Origin of the sequence: Streptomyces sp. NPDC001530, assembly GCF_042894545.1 — a bacterium.
Taxonomy (GTDB): Bacteria; Actinomycetota; Actinomycetes; order Streptomycetales; family Streptomycetaceae; genus Streptomyces.
This window is the reverse complement of the sequence record NZ_JBIAVS010000009.1, coordinates 183,890-200,429: the sequence shown is the minus strand read 5'-3', so window position 1 is coordinate 200,429 and position 16,540 is coordinate 183,890. Positions and strand designations below refer to the sequence as shown.

Here is a 16,540-nt window from a genome sequence, read left to right as displayed (position 1 = left end):
GCAGACTAGGCGCCGTCTCCCGGGGCGATCAGCCCCGTCTCGTAGGCGAAGACGACGGCCTGGACGCGGTCGCGCAGGTCCAGCTTCGACAGGATGCGGCCGATGTGGGTCTTGACCGTGGTTGGGCTGAGGAACAGCCGGTCGGCTAGTTCGGCGTTGCTGAGGCCCGTCGCGAGCAGGCGGAGCACTTCGAGCTCGCGCGGGGTCAGGCCGGACAGATCGCGGTGCAGGGTGGTGGTCTGCGGCTCGTCGCGGTGGGCGAAGCGTTCGATCAGCCGACGGGTGATCGTGGGCGCGAGCAGGGCGTCGCCGGACTGCACCAGGCGTACGGCGGCCACCAGATGCTCGGGGGTGACGTCCTTGAGCAGGAAGCCGCTGGCGCCGGCGGTGAGCGCGGCGTAGACGTAGTGGTCGAGGTCGTAGGTGGTCAGGATGATGACCCGGGTGGCGTCCGGGCCACCGTCGGCGAGGATGTGCCTGGTCGCTTCGATGCCGTCCATCTGCGGCATCCGGATGTCCATGAGCACGACGTCGGGCCGTGTGCGGCGGACCGCGGCGACCGCCTCGGCCCCGTCGGCCGCCTCGGCCGTCACCTCGATCCCGTCGGCGGCGAGGATCATCCCGAAGCCCGTACGCACCAGGGCCTGATCGTCGGCGATGACGGCCCGCAGGGGCGGCTGGCTCATACGGTCCGCCAGGGGACTCGCGCCTTGATCCGGTAGCCTCCGGCGAGGGTCGGCCCGGACGTCAGTTCGCCCTTGTAGACCGCCAGCCGCTCGCGCAGTCCGATGAGGCCCCGGCCATTGCCGTCCGTCGGCACGGCGTCCCGCACACCGCCGGTGTCGGTGACCTCGATTTCGAGACAGTCCTCGGTGTAGCCGATCATGACGGCGGCGTCGGCGCCGGGCGCGTGCTTGATGGTGTTGGTCAGCGCCTCCTGGACGACGCGGTACGCCGCGAGGTCCACCCCGGGCGGCGGCGGGTCCGGCGGCAGCGACACCGCGACGCGCACCGGTGTCCCCGCGGCGCGCACCCGCTCGACCAGGGCGTCGAGCTGCCCGAGCCCCGGCTGGGGCTCGAGGCCGTCGGGACGCTCGTGGTCCGGGGCGGCGAGGAGGCCCATCACATGGCGCAGTTCGGCCATGGCGGCTCGTCCTCCGGCCTCGACCGCGAGCAGCGCTTTCTTCGACCGCTCGGGCGCCGCGTCCATCACCTTGCGCGCCGCACCCGCCTGGATCACCATCACGCTCACATTGTGGGTCACCACGTCATGCAGCTCGGCGGCGATCCTGGAACGCTCTTCCGCAACGGCCCGCCGCATGGCCTCCTGCTGTGCCTGCTGCAGCTCCGTGTAGCGGTAGCGGCTGGCCGCCAGCTGCCGCTGCCAGAACCGGACCAGGCCGGCCAGTGCGCCGGCGATGAACAGCACGACGGCCGGGCTCGACCAGCCCGGCAGGATCGGTTCCGTGTTCTTGAACGCGAGGCCGGCCAGCACGGCGGCGAGGACCATGCCGGCCTTGGCCCGCGTCCGGTGGCGGCTGTACATGACGGCGCTGTAAGCGCCGAGGACGCAGGTCACCACGTTCATCCAGGTGGCGTCGTCGACCATGACCAGCGTCGCGCCCATCACCACCGCGAACGCGGTCAGCGGATACCGGCGCCGGTACGCGAGCGGCAGCGCCGCCAGCACGACGAGCGGCCAGATCATCGACGAGCGCTCTTCCACGTGGGGCACGACCTCCCCGGGAGGCACAGGCACCGGGGGCGGATACGGCGCGTCCCGTTTGTACTGGACCAGCCCGCCGTCGGGGTAACGCGCCGCCACGACCAGCGCGATGACCGTCAGCAGCACCGCCAGCAGCACATCGGCGCGCACCGCCCGCCGCGACAGCGGTGCGGGCTTCGCGTCCGGGCGCAGCACGTAGCGCAGCTGCCGGCGCCAGCCGCGCCGGTCCTCCGTCTCCATCAGCACATTGTGCGGCCCTTCCGCACCGCCCCGCGTCCGCCTGCGCGACCACGGAAGCTGTCCCGCAGGCGTACGCCGCAGGGATGACCCCGCGGCCGCATCATCCGCGGGAACGGCCGGATGTCGGTGCCGCGGCCGACGCGCCGCAGAACCGCCCGACCCTACGTTCGCTGAGCCGGCACAGGCATGAGCCCTCGCGAACCCCAAGGACGGGACAACTCCCATGACCCACGTGATCGAACTGACAGGTGTGGCCAAGCGCTACGACAGCGCCGGCGCACCTGCGCTCGGACCGATCGACCTGAGAGTCGCCAAGGGCGAGGCCCTGGCCGTGACGGGCCCCTCCGGCAGCGGAAAGTCGACGCTGCTGAACCTCGTCGCCGGTCTGGACAAGCCGACCGAGGGCTCGGTGACCGTGGCCGGCCAGCAGGTCGACCAGCTGAGCGAGCACGGGCTGGCCCGGTTCCGCCGCGAGCAGATCGGCATCGTCTTCCAGTTCTTCAATCTGCTCGACGACCTCACCGTCGCCGACAACATCCAGCTCCCCGCCCAGCTCACCGGGACCTCGCGGAAGAAGGCCGCAGCCCGCGCTGCCGAGCTGATGGAGGTGCTGGGCATCAGCAAGCACGCCCTCGCCTATCCGGGCCGGCTCTCCGGCGGCGAACGCCAGCGGGTCGCGGTGGCCCGGGCGCTGGTCAACCGGCCCGCGCTGCTGCTCGCCGACGAACCGACCGGCGCACTCGACACCGCTTCGGGCCACGACGTGAGGGAGCTGCTGGTGGATCTGCACCGCGGGGGCCAGACGATCGTGCTGGTGACGCACGATCTGGCGCTGGCGGAGGCCTGCGCCAGCCGCACGATCCATCTGGTCGACGGTCATCTGGCGCTCGACACCCATGCGGAGGCTGTCCGATGAGCCGCTGGGGAACGGGCCCGCTCGGCCGGGTCGTACGCGCCGGGGTGGGTCGGCGACGGGTCCAGACGGTGGTGATCGCCATCGCCACGATGATGGCCGTGGCCTCGGCCGTCGTCGCCGGATCGCTCATGGTCGCGACGAACGCGCCCTTCGACCACGCCTTCGCCAAGCAGCACGGCGCACATCTGACCGTGCAATTCGATCCGGACAAGGTGAGCGAGGCTCAGCTCAAGGAGACCAAGCAGCTGGAGGGAGTCACCGCGAGCGGCGGGCCCTACCCGTCGACTTCCTTCCAGCCGGTGGATTCGCAGGGCGGGCATCTGCCGAGCCTGACCCTGGTCGGGCGGTCCGGTCCGCACGCCGACGTGGACGACCTGGACCTCAAGTCCGGGCGGTGGGCCGAGAAGCCCGGCGAGATCGTGCTCTCCGCGTCGTTCACCGGCCCCTTCCTCGAGGTCGGCTCCACCCTGAAGACGTCGGACGCCGCCGATGGGCCGACTCTGACGGTCGTGGGCTTCGCCACCTCGGTGGCCCGGACCGCCGACGCGTGGGCGACGCCCGGGCAGGTCAGATCGCTCGTCTCGAAGGACAGCCCAGTCATGAGCCAGATGCTCTACCGGTTCGCCTCCGCCGGCTCGAAGGGGCAGATCGCCGCCAACCGTAAGGCACTCGCCGCCGCCGTACCGTCCGGGGCGTTGGTGGGCGCCCAGTCGTATCTGGACACCAAGCGGGCCGCCGACTCGGGTGCGCGGGCGACCATTCCGTTCCTCCTCGCTTTCGGCGTGCTGGGCATCGTGATGTCGGTGATCATCATCGGCAGCGTGGTGAGCGGTTCGGTCGGCACCAGCCTGCGCCGGATAGGCATCCTCAAGGCCATCGGCTTCACCCCGCGCGAGGTCGTACGCGCCTATGTGGCACAGGCGTTGATCCCGGCCGGTGCGGGCATTGTGCTCGGGGTCGTGCTGGGCAATCTGCTCGCCGTACCGCTGCTGGAGGACACCGAGCAGGTGTACGGCACAGCCTCGCTGACCGTGGCGTGGTGGGTGGATGTCGTGGTGCCGCTCGTGGCGCTGCTGATCGTCGGGATGGCGGCGCTGCTCCCCGCGCTGCGGGCGGGGCGGCTGCATACGGTCGAGGCCATCGCGGTCGGCCGGGCGCCGCGGACAGGGCGCGGTCAGTGGGCGCACCGGGCGGCGGGCCGGCTGCCGCTGCCGCGGGCGGTGACGTACGGACTGGCAAGTCCCTTCGCGCATCCGGTCCGTACGATCGCGCTGCTGCTGGCGGTGGCCTTCGGCACAGTCGCGGCGACCTTCGCGGTGGGGCTGACGCAGTCCCTGAACGCGGTCGGTGCGGCGTCGGACCCCGAGGAGCGCTCGGCGGTCACCGCCATCAGCGGCGTACCGGAGGGAGCGGGCGGCGGACCGAGCATCGAGAGGAAGTCCCGCGGCGGGCCGCCCCCGGGGGAGGCTCCGGAGATGCCGTCCGCCGACCCGGAGAAGGTCAGCGCCGCCATCAAGGCCCAGTCGGGCACCGCCTCGTACTACGGGCTGAGCCAGGGGCAGGTCGCGGTGACCGGCCTCTCCGGCGCGGTGGAGGCCAGCTTCTACCAGGGCGACACGAGTGCCGGACGCTACGAGATGATCTCCGGGCGGTGGCTCACCGGCCCGGGGCAGGCCGTCGTGCCGACGGGGTTCCTGGAGCGGACAGGCACCAGGATCGGCGACACCGTGCGGGTCACGTACCAGAAGGACACGCAGACCCTGCGGATCGTCGGCGAGGCCTTCGACACCTCCGATGACGGGCTGCACATCAACGCGGACATGGCCACCTTCGCCAAGGCCAAGCCCCAGACCTTCCAGATCGCGGTGAAGCCGGGCGTCTCCCCCGCCGAGTACGCCGAGAAGCTCGCTGCGGAGGTGGAACCGCTGGGCGGCGACGTCTTCGCCAACTCGCCCTCGGAGCAGGAGAGCATGATCCTCATCCTGGATGCGATGGCGGTGCTGCTCACCCTCATGCTGGTCTCCGTGGCGGGCCTGGGCGTGCTCAACTCCGTCGTCCTGGACACCCGCGAACGCGTCCACGACCTGGGCGTCTGCAAGGCGCTCGGCATGTCTCCGCGGCAGACCTTGAGCCTTGTGCTCGCGTCGGTCGCCGGGATCGGCCTGATCGGCGGGCTGGTCGGACTGCCGCTCGGGTTCGCGCTGCACGGCTATGTGCTGCCGGTGATGGGGCATGCGGCGGGAACCAATCTGCCGCCGTCCATCCTCGAGGTGTACGACACTCCGCAGCTGGTGCTGCTGGGGCTGGCCGGGATCGTGATCGCCGTGCTGGGCGCGCTGCTCCCGGCGGGCTGGGCGGCCAAGGCCCGTACGGCCACGGCGCTGCGCACCGAGTAGCGGCCGTCAGAGCGCGAACCGCCGGGGAAGGTCCGCCAGGCCTGCAGGGGTCGGGCTGCCGTGCAGCCGCAGGCGCGCGATGCCCCCGTCTGGGTAGATGTTGAGGCGGACCTGGGAGGCCCGGCGACCAGGTCTCGCCGCCGTACGCCGCCACAGACGCCCAGCCTGCGGCGTTGCGGACGTACTACGAGGTGCCGATCTACCCTTTGCGGCTGCTGACCCCCGAGTTCAGCAGCGCCTGTCGCGGGGGGCCAGCAGGCTGGTGACCTCCGCGATCGCCTCCGGAGAGGGCTTGAAGTAGCGCCGGACATTCTCCGGCTTGTTGTGCCGGGACTTGGCCATCAGCATCAGCAGGCCGGCCCCGCCCTCGCCGAGGTGGGTCAGCCGAGTGTCGATACTCGTGCAGGTCGTCGGTAGTTGTACGACGGTGGGCACAGCTTCCCCCCTTCCGATGTTCCTCAACCCCGACACCCTCCGCGTGGCAGATCTCGTACACCTCCCCGATCAGCGCCCGCTGCCGCGCCGCGTCGGGCAGTACCCCGACGCTCGGCGGCTCATGAGCGACCACGCGCCGCAGGCGCTCCCGATGCCGGGCCCCATCGGGTGACCGGCCCCACCGGGAATGATCAGCAGCACCCGCCCGCTGCCGCACACGTCGTAGTGCGGGTCACTCATGATCGCCGCCCTTCGTCCGTGGCCAGTGCTCCAGGGCGACATGCAGGGCGTCCAATGCGCGCTCCCAGGACGTCTGTACGTCACGGGGGGCGCCGAATCCGCCGATGGCTTCGAGGGCGCAGTAGCCGTGGAAGGTGCTGCGCAGCAGGCGTACCGCGTCGGTGAGATCGGGCTCGGACAGCCCGTACGCGCGCAGCATGCCGTAGGTGACCTCGGCGGTGCGGCGGCCCGCGTCGGACTCGGCGGCGACGGCGGGGTCGAGCTGCAGATGCGTGGCCCGGTACCGCCCCGGCCGCTCCAGCGCGTACTCCCGGTAGGCGCCCGCGAAGGCGACGAGCGCGTCCTTGCCCGCGCGCCCGGCCACGGCGGCGGCGATCCGGTCGATCATCTCGCCGGCCGCGAGAAGCGCGATCCGCGAGTGCAGGTCCCGCACGTTTTTGACGTGCGAGTACAGACTCGCGTCCTTCACCCCGAACTGCCGCGCCAGCGCGGACAGGGTGACGTTCTCGAAGCCGACCTCGTCCGCGAGATCGGCTGCCGCCTCCACGACGCGATCGGTCGTGAGCCCGGCACGGGCCATGTGTCACCACCTGTTGTTCGACTGAACCTAGGGTATCTAGGTTACAACCTAGTGTGCACAGGTTTATGGGGGCGGGAGGAACTCATGCACCGCCGCGCGGAACTCCTCCGGACGCACGGCGTGGACGCGGTGACCTGTGGGGATGGTGACGAGTCGCCCCTTCGGGAAGCGAGCCGCCATCTTCGCCATCTCGTCCTGGGGCAGATGACTTTCGGGGCCGCCCGCGATCACCAGAACGGGGGCCTGGACGGTCCTCTGAGCGTCCTGCCACGCCGGATCCGGAGCGTTCAGCTGCCGCACGATCGCGGGGCGGGCCGCCCAGTCGAACCCGAGCGGTCCCGGAGGGCGCTGGGGGGCGGGTAGGCCGAGCGGGACCGGGGGCGGAGTCTCCTCCAGGGCCAACCGCGCGACCCGGCCCGGCTGCCGGGCCGCCAGTAGATACGCGACCACACCGCCCAGTGAGTGACCGATGAACGTCGCCTCTTCCAGGTCGAGTTCATCGGCGAGCGCGAGTACGTCGTCACGCATCAGCTCGAAGGAGTACGTACCGGGGTGCGGGCTGCGGCCGTGGCCCCGCAGGTCCGGCACGACTACGCGGTGGCTGCCGGCGAAGTGGGCCGCCACCGCGTCCCACGCGCTGCCGTCCGAGGTGAGCCCGTGCAGCAGTACGAGGGGCGGGGCCTCAGGGTCCCCCGACTCCCGGTATGCGAGCCGTACTTGGTCAGCCACGCGCGGCGAACTCGACGAAGTCCGTCCAGGCGGTGGGGGAGAGGGTGAGTTGGGGGCCGCGGGTGTTCTTGGAGTCGCGGATGTGGATGGTGGTGGGGCAGGTGGCTATCTCGACGCAGTCGCCATCGCCGCTGCTGCTGTACGTCGACTTGCGCCAGGTGAGGGCCACTTCGACGCAGTCATCACCCGAGTCGCCGCTGTAGCTGCTCTTGAACCAGGCCAGTTCGGTGGTCCTCATAGTGCTCCTCGCATCCGCTCCAGCAGGCTCCGGGAATCCTCCGGAGTCAGAGCCTGTGAGCGAAGTTTCGCATAGCGCATGTGGAGCACACTGATCGTTTTCGGACTGGAGATGAACTGGCCGCTCTCCTGCCCCTCGCAGTAGGCGAACCACTCGTTCTCGGGCGTCTCCAGCAGGCGGATGGGACCGTTCAGTCCTGCATGGACATGACGCTCCAACGGCATTAACTGGAGTTCCACGTTGCGCAGTTCGGTGAGCCCCAGGATGTGGTCGATCAGTTCCCGCGTAACCTCCGTGCCGCCGGTCCGCCGCATGAAGACGTACTCCTCAACGATGAAGCTGAACGCCGTGTTGGGCCGCTCGGCCAGCATCCGCTGGCGCTCCATGCGGGCGCTGAGCTGGGCCTCGATCTGCGAGTCGGTCAACAGGGGCACGCGTGCTCCGAACAGGGTGCGTGCGTACCCCTCCGACTGCAAAAGCCCCGGCACCAGCCGGTTCTCGTACGTGTACAGGCTGATCGCCAGCTCCTCCAGCTCCGCCCACCTGCGGAACCACGCGGCCAGCCCCTTCTCCCGTCCCGCGTACTTGTACGCCGCCTTGAGCGCGCCGAAGGCGTCCAGGATCTCCTCGGCCCGCTCGACGAAGACGCGCGGTGGGAAGCGGCGCCCCTGCTCGATCGAGGCCACCGTGGACGGCTGGAACCGCACGAGCGGCGCGTACGACTCCTGCGTGTACCCCGCTCGCCTGCGGAAAGCCTTGTGTACCGCCCCGAACGACTTCAGACTGTCGGACGGCTCGGGCTCGGTCGTGGTGTTGCCGGTGCTGATGGTGCTGTCGGTCATGTCGGGTACCCCCGAGTGCATTGGTGCCAACCCCGCCAAGTCACCAAGAGTCACGGACAGTTACGCCTACTGTCCAGTCCGTGAACTCGTACGGTGCGCAGCGTACGAGTGGCGTCGCTGGTCGACCCCCGTGCCCCAGGGGACCGTTGAGGCATGCCAGGAGAGACCCGGGCCCAAGTGGCCGTCACCGTACGTACGTTCACCCAGCTCTTCAGCTGCACCCCGCGAGGGGCGAGGCTGGCCCGGCGGCTCGTGTCGCATCGGATGGACGCGTGGGGTTTCGCGTACGACGGGGACGTCAGTCTGGACGTGACCCTCGTCGTGGCCGAGCTCGCGGCGAACGCCGTGCGGCACGGACGGGTGCGTGGGCGCGACTTCCGCGTACGGCTGGTGCTGCGTGAGGACGTCGTACGCGTGGAGGTGGCCGACGGACGGACGGACCGGCTGCCCGTTCTCCAGGAGCCCTCGGACGACGAGGGTGGGCGCGGGCTGTTGCTCGTCGCGGCGGTCGCGGATCGGTGGGGCGTGGAGCCCCGCCCGGGCGCGGCGTACAAGGTCGTCTGGGCGGAAGTCCGGACGCAACGGGCGGTCGGCTGACCAACGCGGGCGGGCTAGACCAGTTGACCCGCCCGGGTCGCTCGGTGATCACGCACCGGCCGTCCACTGTTCATGTTTCGCATCGAATCTCCTCCTGACACGCGTCCCATGGGTGGCGCGCGACTCAGGAGGCGGTCATGGGGCACACGCACGGACACGAGCACGGGCATCACCACCATCACCACCAGGAGGAGTCGGGCGGCGCCCCGCTGCCCGCCGCCTTCGACACCTCCGTGCCCGACGAGGCCCTCACCCCCGAGCAGCAGTCGCGTCGCTCGCTGCTGCGTCGTGCCGGACTGCTCGGTGCGGGCCTGGCCGCCGGCAGCGTCCTCGCGCAGGGGGCCGCCACCCCCGCGTATGCCTCCACGGGCGGTCGGAAGAAGGACGGCTTCCTGTGGCTGGCCGGCGACCACCACATCCACACCCAGTACAGCAGCGACGGCAAGTACCGCGTCGGCGACCAGGTCCGCCAAGGCGCCCGACACGGCCTGGACTGGATGGTCATCACCGACCACGGCAGCGAGACGCACGCAAAGATCGGTGTGGAGAAGGTCAACCCGGACATCCAGGAGGCCCGGGACGCCTATGAGGACACGCTCGTGTTCCAGGGGCTGGAGTGGAACATCCCGGCCGCCGAGCACGGCACGGTCTTCGTCCACCCGGGCAAGAACGAGGTCGCGGTTCTCAAGCAGTTCGAGACCGACTACGACGGCAGCGTGAGGGGCGCCTCCGACGCGACGCCCGCCAACGAGGCGCTCGCCGTCGCGGGGCTCAACTTCCTTGCCGAGCAGGTCGAACGGCGCAAGGTCAAGGACGCCCTGATGCTCGCCAACCACCCGGCGCGGCGTGGCGTCGACTCGCCGCACGAGATCCGCGGCTGGCGCGACGCGACCGCCCCGGGCCGCCAGATCGCCGTCGGCTTCGAGGGCGCCCCCGGCCACCAGGCCGCCGGTATCGCCACGCCGCTCGGCATGGGGCGGGCCCGTGGCATCTACGACAACAGCCCGAGCGCCAACTCCTTCGCCGGTTACCCGCTGGAGAGCTACCGCACCTGGGGCGGCTTCGACTGGATGACCGCCACCGTCGGCGGCCTGTGGGACAGCCTGCTCGCCGAGGGCAAGCCGTGGTGGATCACCGCCAACTCCGACTCCCACCAGGTGTACACGGACACCGCCGTACGCGGCGGCCCGGACAGCGACTTCACCGCCAACGGCAAGCACACCGACCCGGTGTACGGCGGCAAGGTCGACCTCACCCAGGGCGACTACTGGCCCGGCCAGTACAGCCGTACCCACGTGGGCGCCGACGGATTCTCGTACGCGGCCGTGATGGACGGCATCCGCGCCGGGCGTGTGTGGGTCGACCACGGGCGGCTCGTGAGCGGTCTCGACGTGCGGGTGGCGGGCGGCAGCCGCTGGGCCACCCTCGGCGGCGCGCTGCACGTGAGGAAGGGCACCCGGGTCACGCTGACGGTGGACCTGGGACTGGCCGGTGGCCCCAACTGGGCGGGATTCGTACCGAAGTTGGCGCGCGTTGACGTCATCCAGGGCGATGTGACGGGCGCTGTCTCGGACCGGGACACGTTCACCGCTCCCACCGCGAAGGTCGTCCAGTCGTACGAGGTGAACAAGTCCACCGGCACGGTGCGCCTCACCTACGACCTCGGTGCGGTCGACCGCCCGGTGTACGTCCGGCTGCGCGGCACCGACGGCAACCGTTCCGCCGTCGGCCTGATGGGCGCGGCGGTCGACCCGGCGGGCCCGGCCGTGGACGTCGTCGGCGACGCGGACCCGTGGAAGGACCTGTGGTTCTACTCCAACCCGGTGTGGGTCCTGCCGTCGTGACCGAGCGGTACGGGTACGTCGTCGGAGTCGACACCGGCCTCGTGGGAGCCCTGCAGGAGGCCGACCACCTGCTGCGCGGGCTGGCTGTCGAACTCGGCGCGGCGGAGGACGTGTTGGGCTGCACGCACCACGTACGGGACGGAGGGCGGCCGCGCATGGCCCTGTCCTTCGCCGTGCCGTCGGAACGTGCGGCCCGCACGGCCTTGCGGCGGCTCGCGGAAGGGGAGTTCGGTGCCGCTCTCGGAGCCGAGCTGCACGGTCCTGCCGAACTGGCCGCCGGCGCCGCACGGGCCGCCGCCGAGCACGCCGCGCGCACCGGTGGCCGCGCCGTCCTCTACCCCGGGTCCGAAGCCCTCACCGGTACGGTGACCGTCGCCCGGCTGCTGGCCGTCTCCGCGGTGGACCGGGTGGCCGTACTCGGCTCACCCGACGGTCCCGAGCCGGAGCGGCAGATCGTCACGCGCGACCACGTACGCCCGGAGTGGCGCGACGGACAATTGGTCCTGACGACGATGCCGGCCGCGGGCGGGACGCTGGTCCCGTTCGAGGTACCAGACCCCACGCCCTGCTGCGCGGACCACTGACGGCGGCGGGCAGTCGAGGGCAGTCGGCCGGAACTGTGGTGAAGGTTCCGGCCGACGTTGCTCCCCTTGGACCACGCTACGCACGCGACGTCCGGTCGAGTCTCCGATTCCCGCCCGCGGTGTCACCGATACGCGCCACGGAACCGGGCAACTGTCGTTTACGTCCACGGAGATGAGGTGCGCGGGCGAGGCGGATGAGGGGGCGGCCCCATGAACGACGGTGCCTTAGGTGCGTTACACGTACGCCGAGCCACCGTGAACCAACTGCAGACCGCCGCCTCCACGATCCTCGCACCGCTCGCGGTGACCGCTCCGGGCGTGGACGGCTTCCGCGCCGACATCGACGCGGCGGCGGTGGGGCGCGCCTGCGTGGCGCGGATCCGGGGCTCCGGGCATCTGGTCGCGCGGACGCCCCGGGCGATCACCTCCACCGATCCCGAGCTGCTGAAGGTGACGCTGCACCGGTCGCCGGTGCCCGCCGCCGTGGACCAGGGCGGGCGTCAATCCCGGGCGCACGGCGGGGACTTCGTGGTCTTCGACATGACGCGGCCGTACCGGCTCGCGGTCGCCGACGACTGTGACGTGCTGGCCGTCGGCATCGCGCGCGGCGAGCTGGGCCGCCACGCCGACACCCTCGCCCGCCAGGCGGCCCGGCGGCTGCAGGCCGAGACGGGGGCGCAGGCGGTGCTCTCCGCCTTCCTGGACGGCCTCGGCCGGCACCTCGACGAACTGACGGGACCGGCGCAGGCTCACGTGGGCGACGCGCTGGTGTCCCTCCTGATCGCGGCGTTCACCGAGAAGGCGCCCGCACGGATGGACACGGCCACCGAACTGGTCGACCGCATCCGCGTCTACACCCTCGCGAACATCTCCGACCCCTCCCTGTGCGTCGATTCGGTCGCCGCCGCGCACGGCATCTCGGCACGCCAGCTGCACCGTCTGTTCCGCCGCACCGGCGAGCCCTTCGCGGCCTGGCTCCGCCAGGAACGCCTCGAACGCATCCGCCGCGATCTCCTCGACCCCGCCCACGACGGCCGCACGACGGCAGCCGTGGCCGCGCGCTGGGGCATCCACGACCCACGGCACCTCGCCCGCGCCCTGAAGGCGCACTACGGTCAGTCGGCGCGCGATCTGCGGCGCGGGCGGGGTTGTTAGTGAGGCCTATGCGTTCGGGTTGAGGCCGTTCGACAGTCCCGTGTAGGCGGGCTTCGCCGCGTAGTTCTCGTCGTACGGGAGGGCGGCGCCGTATCCGCTGAAGGTGCCCGGGATCCAGGAGTACTTGTCGCTGACGCCCCATACGGTGACGCCCGCGCACCGGGCGACGCCCAGGCAGTTCTCGCTCGCCGTCTTGTAGTCGGCGGACTGCTGGGCGAGTTCCGCGGAGGAGGCGGGAAGCGGGATGCGGATGTCGAGCTCGGTGACGGAGACTTCGAGCCCCAGGTCCGAGAACCGCTTCAGGTTCGCCTTCATCGTGGACGGCACCTGGCCGACCACGAAGTGGGACTGGAAGCCGATCCCGTTCAACGGCACGCCGTCCGCGAGGAGTTGCTTGGCAAGCGCGTACAGGGCGTCGCTCTTCGCGTTGTCCGCCTCGATGTTGTAGTCGTTGATGTACAGCTTCGCGGCGGGGTCGGCGGCGTGCGCCCACCGCAGCGCGTTGGCGATGTACCCGGAGCCGAGCTTGTCCTGCCACAGCGAGCTGCGCATCGAACCGTCCTCGTTGAACGCCTCGTTGACGACGTCCCAGGCGTAGACCTTGCCCTTGTAGCGCCCCATCTCGGTGTCGATGTGGCTCTTGAGGAGGGAGTTGAGCTCGGAGGCGGAGAAGTTCCCGTTCTTCAGCCAGGACGGCAACTGGCTGTACCAGGCGAGTGTGTGCCCACGTACGCCCTGGTTGTGGGCGCTCGCGTGCGCGACGAGCCGGTCGGCGGCCGCCCAGTTGAAGGAGCCCCGACTCGGCTCGACGGCATCCCACTTCATCGCGTTCTCCGCGGTGACGGAGTTGAACTCCCGGTCCAGGACGGTGGTGTACGCCGAGTCGCTCTGCAACGGCCCGTCCCCGACCGCAGCCCCGATCTTCACGCCCCGCCCGTCCGCGTATCCGCGCAGTGTGGTCGCGGCACTCGCGTCGGGCGTGAGCTGCGGCAAGGTGACGGCCGCCGCCGCTACGAGGGTGCCCGCGGCGACGAGGGGGAGTGGGCGGCGGGTACGGCGATGGTGACCTGCGGGTGACTGAGGCACGGCTGCTCCTCGCGGCGTGGGGGTGTGGTGCGTCCCCCTTCCGTCGCCGCCGCGCGCGGGAAGGTTGCCGACCGGAGGCGCGGGAAGGTTGCCGACCGGATCAGCTGCCCCCAAGGCTTCACGGCCGTCGGCCTGGCCCCGGCTCGCCACCGGGGCCGGGCCGGGCGACCATGGAGTACGGGACCGGTCCGGGGGCCAGACACTGGGAGACACCCGTGGCGCACACCGACACCATCGACGTACTGATCGCGGGCGCCGGCCCGGTCGGACTGAGCGCGGCCGCCGAACTCCGCCGCCACGGGGTGCGCTGCCGCCTCATCGACCGGCTCGCGGCCCGCCTCCCGTACGCCAAGGCGGTCGGCATCCAGCCCCGCACCCTGGAGATCTGGGACCGGATGGGCCTCGCCCGCACCGTCCTGGAGGCTGCCGTTCCGCTGCGCGGCCAGCTGATCTACGTCAACGGCCGGGAGCAGGCACGGATCGACCTCACGCTGCCGCCCGAGGTGCCCTACGGATTCGCCGCGCTGCCGCAGTACGAGACCGAGCGCCTCTTGGAGAAGTACGTCGCGGGCCTGGGCACGGCGATCGAACGCCAAACCGAGCTGCTGTCCTTCACCCAGGACGCGGACGGGGTCACCGCCCGCCTCGGCACCGCCTCGGGCGCCGACGAGGAGGTCCGTGCCCGCTATCTGATCGGCTGCGACGGCGCGCACAGCGTCGTCCGCAAGGGGCTGGGACTCGACTTCGCGGGCGGAGCCTTCGCCGAGGAGTACATGCTGGCCGACGTCGAGGCCGACTGGGACCTCCCGCACGGATTCGGCGTGCGCTCCAGCCACCGCACCGACGACGGCTCCACCGACGACCTGCTGGTCTGCATCCCCCTGCCCGGCGTGGGCCGCTACCGCATGTCGATGCTCGTCCCGCCCGAACTCTCCACCCGGGCGACAGAGCAGGCGCCCGCATCCGGCGACGGCGTCGCGCACGGCCTGGAAGGCCGCCGGGGCCCGGAACTGCACCACATCCAGGCGGTCGTCGACCGACTGGCTCCCAGACCGGCCGTCGTCTCCCGGATGCGCTGGTCCTCCGTCTTCCGCATCAGCCACCGCATCGTCGACCGCTACGCCGACGGCCGGGTCTTCGTCGCGGGCGACGCCGCCCACATCCACCCGCCCACCGGCGCCCAGGGCATGAACACCGGCATCCAGGACGCCTGCAACCTGGCCTGGAAAATCGCCCTCACCGTCCGCGGGGAGGCCGGACCCGCCCTGCTCGCCAGCTACGACGCCGAGCGCCGCCCGGTCGGCGAAGAGGTCGTCGGCCGGACCGTCCGCCACGCCACCCAGGGCATCGAAACCGACCCCGACGACCCGCGCACCCTGATGCTCCGCGAGGCCCAACTGCTCGTCGGCTACCGGGGAGGCCCCCTCTCCGGCAGCCCGTACGGGCCGGCCGACGCGCCCCAGCCCGGCGACCGCGCCCCGGACTGCGCCGGCCTGACCGCCCCCGTCGCCACCTACCCGCTGCGCCTGCTGGACATCCTGCGCGGCCGCACGGGGCATGTGCTGCTCCTGTACGCGCGCAACACCGCCCACCTGGCCGAGGCGGCCCGGGCCGCCGGGGCCGACCGGCTGCCGCCGGAGCCGCCCGCCGAGAGCCAGGGCAGCTCCCACGCCCCTGACCCCGGGGCCGGCCTGCAGACCGTCGCCATCCTCGCCCGCGAGGGCGCGGCGACCGCCCCCGACACCCTGGCCGTCCCTGGATACCGCGACGCCGCCGGGGAGTTCGCCCGGCTCTACCGCCCCGACGGTCCGACCGGCTTCGTCGTCCGCCCCGACGGGCATCTCGGCGCCCGCTTCCCCCTCGCGGACACCGCGACGGCCCTGTCCGGCTATTTCGCGACCCTGTCCGCGCCGCTCGTCACTCGCTGACCGTCACGCGCCTCTTCAGGGGCGCGGGGAACTGCGCGATCTTTTGGCGGGGGTCTGGGGGCGCAGCCCCCAGGGACGATGGGGGTCCCCCCTGCTCGAGCGAAGCCGAGAGCTTGGGGGAGGGTAGGGGCGGAGGGGGCGAAAACTGCTTGGCGCCCCACACCGGCGCCGCGGACGAGGTCGTGGAGGTCGTGGTCACCCATTGACCCCCGTGTAGTGCCGAAGGCTCCACCGCCACAGCAGCCGCGAGCCGAGACACGCGGCTGCCCCGAGCAGCGGCGACACCGCCGCCAGCCAGTACGGCACGCCCGAGTCGCCCCCGTGGCCGGTCAGCACGGCGGCCGGGAAGTACGCGACGAAGGCCAGCGGCAGCCCGTACGTGAGGAACCCGCCGACCGCGCGCGGCAGCACATTGAGCGGATAGCTGCCGAACGTGCCGAGCAGCTCCTCCAGCCAGCGCCCCCAGTAGTCCGCCGCCGGGAAGCGCAGGGACGCGCAGGCCACCACCGTGAACAGGGCGGCCTCCAGGAGCATCCCGCCGAGTACGCAGACGACGAGATACGAGATCCGCGCAGCGTTCCAGTCCAGGTGGCTGCGGCTCAGCGCGCCTGCCATCAGGCCCGCCGCCACCGTCAGGTCGCCGATCGCGTTGGTGGGGAAGAAGGAGAGCTGGAGCTGGCGGTGGACCGGCATCGGGCGGACGAGATACGTGTCGATCACGCCCTCCTGGATGTGCCGGGCCAGGCCGTGCACCCGCCCCAGGAAGAGCACGAACAGACCGTGCGCCAGCATCCGGGTGGCCGGGATCAGCAGGACTTCCGAGCTGTCCCAGCCGCCCATCCCGGTGAACCGGGTGAGCAGCACCGTCGCGAACACGATCACCGACACCTGCCAGACCGCGCCGATCGCGACCATCATCAGGAACTCGGAGCGATACTCCAGCTGCGCGCGGAAGTTGAGACGCGTGATGCGCCAGGCGACGCGAAAGCCCTCTAACGACATCC

Annotated in this window: 16 protein-coding genes and 2 pseudogenes; 7 read left to right on the top strand and 11 right to left on the bottom strand. The window is 71.4% G+C overall.

The window, feature by feature from the left end; all coding sequences use genetic code 11:
- Positions 1–5: 5 nt before the first annotated feature.
- On the bottom strand, positions 6–686 hold the full coding sequence (locus tag ACFY0T_RS20125) for a response regulator (protein WP_388872001.1): 681 nt from the start codon (positions 684–686) through the stop codon (positions 6–8).
- A complete protein-coding gene (locus tag ACFY0T_RS20120; RefSeq protein WP_388871998.1) occupies positions 683–1,966 on the bottom strand; it encodes a sensor histidine kinase in 1,284 nt (427 codons plus the stop codon). Before ACFY0T_RS20120 ends, ACFY0T_RS20125 begins: the two co-directional genes overlap by 4 nt.
- 223 nt (positions 1,967–2,189) lie before the next feature.
- Between ACFY0T_RS20120 and ACFY0T_RS20115 the strand changes: the two genes are divergently transcribed.
- Positions 2,190–2,882 carry an ABC transporter ATP-binding protein gene (locus tag ACFY0T_RS20115; RefSeq protein WP_388871995.1) on the top strand — a complete coding sequence of 231 codons (693 nt, stop codon included), beginning with the start codon at positions 2,190–2,192 and terminating at the stop codon, positions 2,880–2,882.
- Positions 2,879–5,278, top strand: coding sequence for an ABC transporter permease (locus ACFY0T_RS20110; RefSeq protein ID WP_388871992.1), 2,400 nt, complete (start codon positions 2,879–2,881; stop codon positions 5,276–5,278). Before ACFY0T_RS20115 ends, ACFY0T_RS20110 begins: the two co-directional genes overlap by 4 nt.
- 6 nt (positions 5,279–5,284) lie before the next feature.
- On the opposite strand, the pseudogene ACFY0T_RS20105 reads toward ACFY0T_RS20110, so the two are convergent.
- The 7 genes and pseudogenes from ACFY0T_RS20105 to ACFY0T_RS20075 all read right to left on the bottom strand — a co-directional run.
- Positions 5,285–5,440, bottom strand: a pseudogene (locus ACFY0T_RS20105) (hypothetical protein); the annotation flags it as partial.
- Between the two features lie 66 nt (positions 5,441–5,506).
- Positions 5,507–5,696: pseudogene (locus ACFY0T_RS20100) on the bottom strand (site-specific integrase); the annotation flags it as partial.
- Between the two features lie 86 nt (positions 5,697–5,782).
- Positions 5,783–5,953, bottom strand: a complete 171-nt coding sequence (locus tag ACFY0T_RS20095; protein ID WP_388872468.1) for a hypothetical protein — start codon at positions 5,951–5,953, stop codon at positions 5,783–5,785.
- Positions 5,946–6,533 carry a TetR/AcrR family transcriptional regulator gene (locus tag ACFY0T_RS20090; protein ID WP_388871989.1) on the bottom strand — a complete coding sequence of 196 codons (588 nt, stop codon included), beginning with the start codon at positions 6,531–6,533 and terminating at the stop codon, positions 5,946–5,948. Before ACFY0T_RS20090 ends, ACFY0T_RS20095 begins: the two co-directional genes overlap by 8 nt.
- 63 nt (positions 6,534–6,596) lie before the next feature.
- The gene (locus tag ACFY0T_RS20085) at positions 6,597–7,262 is read right to left on the bottom strand and encodes an alpha/beta fold hydrolase (RefSeq protein WP_388871987.1); all 666 of its coding nucleotides are present in this window, start codon (positions 7,260–7,262) and stop codon (positions 6,597–6,599) included.
- Complete coding sequence (locus ACFY0T_RS20080) at positions 7,255–7,500, bottom strand: DUF397 domain-containing protein (RefSeq protein WP_388871984.1); 246 nt, start codon at positions 7,498–7,500, stop codon at positions 7,255–7,257. Before ACFY0T_RS20080 ends, ACFY0T_RS20085 begins: the two co-directional genes overlap by 8 nt.
- Positions 7,497–8,342, bottom strand: a complete 846-nt coding sequence (locus ACFY0T_RS20075; protein WP_388871981.1) for a Scr1 family TA system antitoxin-like transcriptional regulator — start codon at positions 8,340–8,342, stop codon at positions 7,497–7,499. Before ACFY0T_RS20075 ends, ACFY0T_RS20080 begins: the two co-directional genes overlap by 4 nt.
- Before the next feature lie 153 nt (positions 8,343–8,495).
- On the opposite strand from ACFY0T_RS20075, the gene ACFY0T_RS20070 reads away from it, so the two are divergent.
- The 4 genes from ACFY0T_RS20070 (at position 8,496) to ACFY0T_RS20055 (ending at position 12,522) form a co-directional block, all read left to right on the top strand.
- Complete coding sequence (locus tag ACFY0T_RS20070) at positions 8,496–8,939, top strand: ATP-binding protein (protein ID WP_388871978.1); 444 nt, start codon at positions 8,496–8,498, stop codon at positions 8,937–8,939.
- Between the two features lie 137 nt (positions 8,940–9,076).
- Positions 9,077–10,783 (top strand): PHP domain-containing protein, encoded by a 1,707-nt coding sequence (locus ACFY0T_RS20065; protein ID WP_388871975.1) that lies wholly within the window; start codon positions 9,077–9,079, stop codon positions 10,781–10,783.
- Entirely contained in the window at positions 10,780–11,367 is a 588-nt protein-coding gene (locus tag ACFY0T_RS20060) for a hypothetical protein (RefSeq protein WP_388871973.1), read from the top strand. Before ACFY0T_RS20065 ends, ACFY0T_RS20060 begins: the two co-directional genes overlap by 4 nt.
- A 255-nt stretch (positions 11,368–11,622) precedes the next feature.
- Complete coding sequence (locus tag ACFY0T_RS20055) at positions 11,623–12,522, top strand: helix-turn-helix domain-containing protein (RefSeq protein ID WP_388871970.1); 900 nt, start codon at positions 11,623–11,625, stop codon at positions 12,520–12,522.
- A 6-nt stretch (positions 12,523–12,528) separates the two neighbouring features.
- Here the strand turns inward: ACFY0T_RS20055 and ACFY0T_RS20050 are convergent, their stop codons facing one another.
- Positions 12,529–13,608: an endo-1,4-beta-xylanase gene (locus ACFY0T_RS20050; RefSeq protein ID WP_388871967.1), complete on the bottom strand. Its 1,080-nt coding sequence runs from the start codon at positions 13,606–13,608 to the stop codon at positions 12,529–12,531.
- Positions 13,609–13,823: 215 nt separating this feature from the next.
- On the opposite strand from ACFY0T_RS20050, the gene ACFY0T_RS20045 reads away from it, so the two are divergent.
- Positions 13,824–15,536: an FAD-dependent monooxygenase gene (locus ACFY0T_RS20045; RefSeq protein ID WP_388871964.1), complete on the top strand. Its 1,713-nt coding sequence runs from the start codon at positions 13,824–13,826 to the stop codon at positions 15,534–15,536.
- 195 nt (positions 15,537–15,731) lie between these two features.
- Here the strand turns inward: ACFY0T_RS20045 and ACFY0T_RS20040 are convergent, their stop codons facing one another.
- Complete coding sequence (locus ACFY0T_RS20040) at positions 15,732–16,538, bottom strand: ABC transporter permease (protein WP_388871961.1); 807 nt, start codon at positions 16,536–16,538, stop codon at positions 15,732–15,734.
- Between the last annotated feature and the right edge of the window lie 2 nt (positions 16,539–16,540).

Bases quoted from the DNA above. Each gene is read 5' to 3' on its own strand.
- ACFY0T_RS20125 (WP_388872001.1), bottom strand. From the start codon at position 686: ATGAGCCAGCCGCCCCTGCGGGCCGTCATCGCCGACGATCAGGCCCTG.
- ACFY0T_RS20120 (WP_388871998.1), bottom strand. From the start codon at position 1,966: ATGGAGACGGAGGACCGGCGCGGCTGGCGCCGGCAGCTGCGCTACGTG.
- ACFY0T_RS20115 (WP_388871995.1), top strand. From the start codon at position 2,190: ATGACCCACGTGATCGAACTGACAGGTGTGGCCAAGCGCTACGACAGC.
- ACFY0T_RS20110 (WP_388871992.1), top strand. From the start codon at position 2,879: ATGAGCCGCTGGGGAACGGGCCCGCTCGGCCGGGTCGTACGCGCCGGG.
- ACFY0T_RS20095 (WP_388872468.1), bottom strand. From the start codon at position 5,953: ATGAGTGACCCGCACTACGACGTGTGCGGCAGCGGGCGGGTGCTGCTG.
- ACFY0T_RS20090 (WP_388871989.1), bottom strand. From the start codon at position 6,533: ATGGCCCGTGCCGGGCTCACGACCGATCGCGTCGTGGAGGCGGCAGCC.
- ACFY0T_RS20080 (WP_388871984.1), bottom strand. From the start codon at position 7,500: ATGAGGACCACCGAACTGGCCTGGTTCAAGAGCAGCTACAGCGGCGAC.
- ACFY0T_RS20075 (WP_388871981.1), bottom strand. From the start codon at position 8,342: ATGACCGACAGCACCATCAGCACCGGCAACACCACGACCGAGCCCGAG.
- ACFY0T_RS20070 (WP_388871978.1), top strand. From the start codon at position 8,496: ATGCCAGGAGAGACCCGGGCCCAAGTGGCCGTCACCGTACGTACGTTC.
- ACFY0T_RS20065 (WP_388871975.1), top strand. From the start codon at position 9,077: ATGGGGCACACGCACGGACACGAGCACGGGCATCACCACCATCACCAC.
- ACFY0T_RS20040 (WP_388871961.1), bottom strand. From the start codon at position 16,538: ATGTCGTTAGAGGGCTTTCGCGTCGCCTGGCGCATCACGCGTCTCAAC.